Source organism: Methanobrevibacter sp., assembly GCF_017431965.1.
GTDB lineage: Archaea > Methanobacteriota > Methanobacteria > Methanobacteriales > Methanobacteriaceae > Methanocatella.
This window is the reverse complement of sequence record NZ_JAFRKB010000020.1, coordinates 1-4247: the sequence shown is the minus strand read 5'-3', so window position 1 is coordinate 4247 and position 4247 is coordinate 1. Positions and strand designations below refer to the sequence as shown.

Genomic DNA, 4247 nt, shown 5'->3' with positions numbered 1-4247 from the left:
GACATGCACCTGTCAATTTCCAAAAATACAATTAAATTCTTATGTCTTTCGTTCAATTCCATTCCCAGCAATTCAAGACCATACATCGCCAATTTTGTTCCTATGGCTATTCCACCACAGATGTGGCCATGAAATTCAGCAGCTTTTGCAAGTTGCTCATCATAATCCTTTTCATTCATTTAATCACCTTACAAATCTAATTTTAAATTTGTTTTTAAAGGTACACATACCTTTCTTTTATCATCCAATTCTATAAGTTTAACATCAATTGAATAAGCCTTTTTCAAATTATCTTCAGTTACAACATCATCAGGAGTTCCAAAATCAATGAACTGTTTGTCTTTCATGATTGCCACTTTTGTTGAGCTTAAAAAAGCATGATCCGGAAAATGTGATGACATTATTATTGATAAGCCTGATTTGGATAAATTATCGATTATCTCTAAAAGTTTGATTTGATTACCAAAGTCCAAGTGTGAAGTTGGTTCGTCCAATATCAATATGTCCGGTTGCTGACATAAAACACGCGCCAGAAATACCAATTGCCTTTCACCGCCGCTTAGGTTGGTGTACTCCTTATCCTTTAAGTGTTCTATACCCAATGTCTTTAGGGAATTTATAGCAATTTCCGTGTCGCTGTCTTTTGGAGAGTCTGTCAGGTTTAAATATGGTGCTCTTCCCATGACGACAACATCCAAAACCGTGAACGGGAATGAAGGTACATGGGATTGGGGAATATAACCAATGTGTCTTGAAATCTCGGCAAAGGATAATTTCTTTAAATTTTCTCCATTGACCAAAATCTCACCCGAATCAACATCATGAAGACCGTTTAAGCATTTAATCAATGTGGTTTTGCCAGTCCCATTAGGACCTAAAATGCATAACACATCCCCCTTATCGATGGAAAAACTGATGTTATCGAATATCTCTTCGCCATCATAAGAAAATGAAATGCCTTTCACTTCAAACAATTTGTCTACGACCACTCTGAATACCCCCTCTTGAGCAAGTATAAGAATATAGGAACACCGATTATTGCAGTTAAAATGCCAATAGGTATCTCAATAGAGATTACCGCACGGGAAATATTATCCACAAGCAACAAAAAGCTCGCCCCCAAACTTAAGGAAGCTGGAATCAATATCTTATTGTCAGGACCTACAATCATCCTTGCCATGTGCGGGATAATTAAACCTATCCATCCTATAATTCCGCTGATGGAGACTGCAGCTGATGTCAATAAGGTACAGCCTGCAATAATTAACAATCTGATTCTAACAGGATTTACTCCTAAAGATTGAGCTTCCTCATCTCCCATAGCCAACAGATTCATATGCCATCTAAGCAGTAATAAAATGACTGCACCTATTATCACAGGTATTGCAATCATCAGCAATTTATCCATGGTAACGGAAGCCAAACTGCCCATCAGCCAATAAACGATTTCAGGCAGCTTATCATCGGGATCTGCAATGAACTTGATAGCTGAAATTAATGAATTGAAAAACGCCGAAATGGCCACTCCTGACAAAACGAGAACTAAAATTCCACCTGCTTTGTAGCTTCTTGAAATCAGATATGTAATCGATACGGAAATCAATCCAAAAATAAACGCGAAAATTTGGGTTATAACATTTGCCCCACTGATTAAAATGGCTAAAGCAGCCCCAAAACCTGCGCCGTTGGAAACACCTAACAAATCTGAAGATACGAGGGGGTTTTTGAATATGCTTTGAAATGCAGCCCCCGCCATTGCAAGACAAGCCCCGACGACCAGCGCGGCTATGATTCTTGGAAGCCTTATTTCAAAAACTATTGTTGTGATTGTGGATGAAACTTCCAATTGGGGAAATATAGGACACAATATTGTACTTACCACATCAATCGGACTTATTGGATATCTTCCCATTAAAAATGAACCAAAAAACAGAATAACTGGAAGGAAAACCAAGAGTACAATATTTACAATTTCCTTTGTTTCATCGTTCATAATCATCACAAGTTTGATTCCTTAAGACCTGAGTCCAACAATAACTGTTTTGCTTGATCATCACTTAAATCAAAGTGATAGAAATTGCTGTAAAACTCCTTAGTTGCGGAAATCATGTCAATATCTTTATAATCATCCGGATAAATTACTTTAGCAGTCCATGGAACTCCAATAATCATGTTTGCTCCAACAGGCCTATCAAACCATTTGAATGGAGATTGTGGAGACAAGTAAACTTCCTTGTTTTTGACTGCATCAAGCTGAGCCCAATTGTTATCTGAATAAACTTTAGAATAGAACTCCTTATCGTTTGTAATGATAATATCTGGATTCCAACTGATAACCTGTTCAATTGATACCTGGATTCCGGAAGTTGTATTTCCCTGATTGGCTGAATCCGCCACATTTTTTCCACCGACCAAATCAATCAATTGACCGTGTGCAGAATGGGACGGGTTGGTTTGAAGTCCGTCATCGCCTTCTGCATAATAGACTGTTTTCTTATCGCCGTCAGCCAATTTGGAAGACCTTTCGTGGACCATGTCCAAGTATTTATTATTGAAGTCATTGAGTTGACTTGCCTTCTCCTGAGCTCCAACAACTTCACCCATGAATGTTATTGATTCCCCGACTTTTTCAACATCAGTTGTATCATTTACAGCCAAAACTGGAATAGATCCGAATTTTTCCTGGCGTTCCTTTACTGTAGATAAATCTCCATCCCCGCCTTCATCGATGGATTCTATGATTAAATCAGGCTCGGCTGCGATGAATTCTTCATAACTTCCATCCTGTGTACCGTACCATCCGCCTACAACGGGATAATTTGCATATTGGCCCGGAACATATTTAAGCTCATCATCAGTCCATTGGAAGTTAACGGCCTTCAATTTTTCCGGTGCAATCATATACAACACAGTTGTCATTGGAGGACTTGTGGCGACAATATTATCCACCGAAGCAGGTATCTCCAAAGACCTGCCAATCATGTCGGTTACATTTTTAGACCCTTCAGTTTCAATAGTGGAAGGAGTTAAAAATAAATGGGTAGCAACAGCGACCACAACCAAAATAACCACTATCAGAATAATCATTTTACTTTTTTTATTCATAACAATCACATAGCTTTTTACGATAAGAATATATGTATATAACATTTTAAATAATTTACTAATTTAAAATATAAATTAAAACTAATATTAATTAAAATAAAAATTATTTATTTCTTTAAATATGAAAAAAATCCTAATTAATTATATATTAATGATATAAGACAAAAATTCAACTTAAAAAAAAAATCAATAAAAATAATTTGTATATCAAATTTATTATATAACAGACCATATATTATATAATAACAGGAGTTAAGGAAATGAAGATTGAGGAAATTGATGCAATAAACTATAAAAATGGAAAAGCAACCGACACAAAGGAAAAGGTTGTAAAGGATGAAACAATCACACTAACAATAAATGGAAACATAAGCCGCAGCCTGTCTGCAATTGAAGATTCACTTGAAGAATTTGCAGTGGGATACCTATTCAACGAAAATATGGTAAATTCAATGGATGCAATCAAGGAAATAAAAGTTGAAGGTAGCCAAATTTACGCTCAAATTGATGACACTTTACTTAAGACAAATGAAACCGTGCTTTGCTCTGACTCAGCAGGAGGATGGAGAAGCAAAATCAAAACCGTAAACCCTGTTGAATCAGATTTCCAGGTAAAAGCCGAAGAGCTAATCTCAAGAATTGAAGAGTTAAAGGACAATGCCGAAATCTGGCAGGCCACCGGAGGAACACATGTTGCAGGACTTGTTTATGAAGACAAGTTTATAGTAAAAGAAGATGTCAGCCGCCACGTTGCCGTCGATAAGGTAATCGGATATGGGTTGTTGCATGGCTTTGACCTGTCGCAATCCTATGTAATCTACAGCGGAAGAATGCCTGCAGACATGGTGATAAAGATGACAAGGGCCGGTGTGCCTATACTTGCGTCAAACGCAGCTCCCGCTAATTCAGGATACAATATTGCAAAAAAAGGAAATATTACATTAGTTGGCTTTTTAAGAGGCCAAAGATGTAACATATATAATAATCAAAATAGAATAATTTTCTAATTATTCCAATACAGTGTGTCTTGCTTTCAAATCACTTTCGGTTTGTTGCATTTTTTCCATTAGCTCAGAAACGATAGCATCCAAAAATACTAATGTAGTTAACTCAAATGCAGTTCCAAGCGGAGTTAAAGAAGT

Annotated in this window: 5 protein-coding genes and 1 pseudogene; 1 reads left to right on the top strand and 5 read right to left on the bottom strand. The window is 36.8% G+C overall.

The genetic code is table 11. The annotated features are described in order from the left end of the window. The 4 genes from IJI93_RS01950 to IJI93_RS01935 all read right to left on the bottom strand — a co-directional run. The coding region (locus IJI93_RS01950; RefSeq protein WP_292819099.1) for an FmdE family protein at positions 1-179 on the bottom strand (179 nt) is incomplete at its 3' end. 9 nt (positions 180-188) lie between these two features. Then, positions 189-989, bottom strand: coding sequence for an ABC transporter ATP-binding protein (locus IJI93_RS01945; RefSeq protein WP_292819097.1), 801 nt, complete (start codon positions 987-989; stop codon positions 189-191). Continuing rightward, positions 980-1993: an iron ABC transporter permease gene (locus IJI93_RS01940; protein WP_292819094.1), complete on the bottom strand. Its 1014-nt coding sequence runs from the start codon at positions 1991-1993 to the stop codon at positions 980-982. Before IJI93_RS01940 ends, IJI93_RS01945 begins: the two co-directional genes overlap by 10 nt. A 5-nt stretch (positions 1994-1998) precedes the next feature. Next, positions 1999-3105, bottom strand: a complete 1107-nt coding sequence (locus IJI93_RS01935; protein ID WP_292819091.1) for an ABC transporter substrate-binding protein — start codon at positions 3103-3105, stop codon at positions 1999-2001. A gap of 260 nt (positions 3106-3365) precedes the next feature. Between IJI93_RS01935 and fdhD the strand changes: the two genes are divergently transcribed. After that, positions 3366-4112: a formate dehydrogenase accessory sulfurtransferase FdhD gene (gene fdhD, locus IJI93_RS01930; RefSeq protein ID WP_292819088.1), complete on the top strand. Its 747-nt coding sequence runs from the start codon at positions 3366-3368 to the stop codon at positions 4110-4112. Here fdhD and IJI93_RS01925 read toward each other — a convergent pair. Next, positions 4113-4247: pseudogene (locus tag IJI93_RS01925) on the bottom strand (6-phospho-3-hexuloisomerase); the annotation flags it as partial.

Coding starts and splice junctions, on each gene's coding strand:
- IJI93_RS01935 (WP_292819091.1), bottom strand. CDS start 3,105: ATGAATAAAAAAAGTAAAATGATTATTCTGATAGTGGTTATTTTGGTT.
- IJI93_RS01940 (WP_292819094.1), bottom strand. CDS start 1,993: ATGAACGATGAAACAAAGGAAATTGTAAATATTGTACTCTTGGTTTTC.
- fdhD (WP_292819088.1), top strand. CDS start 3,366: ATGAAGATTGAGGAAATTGATGCAATAAACTATAAAAATGGAAAAGCA.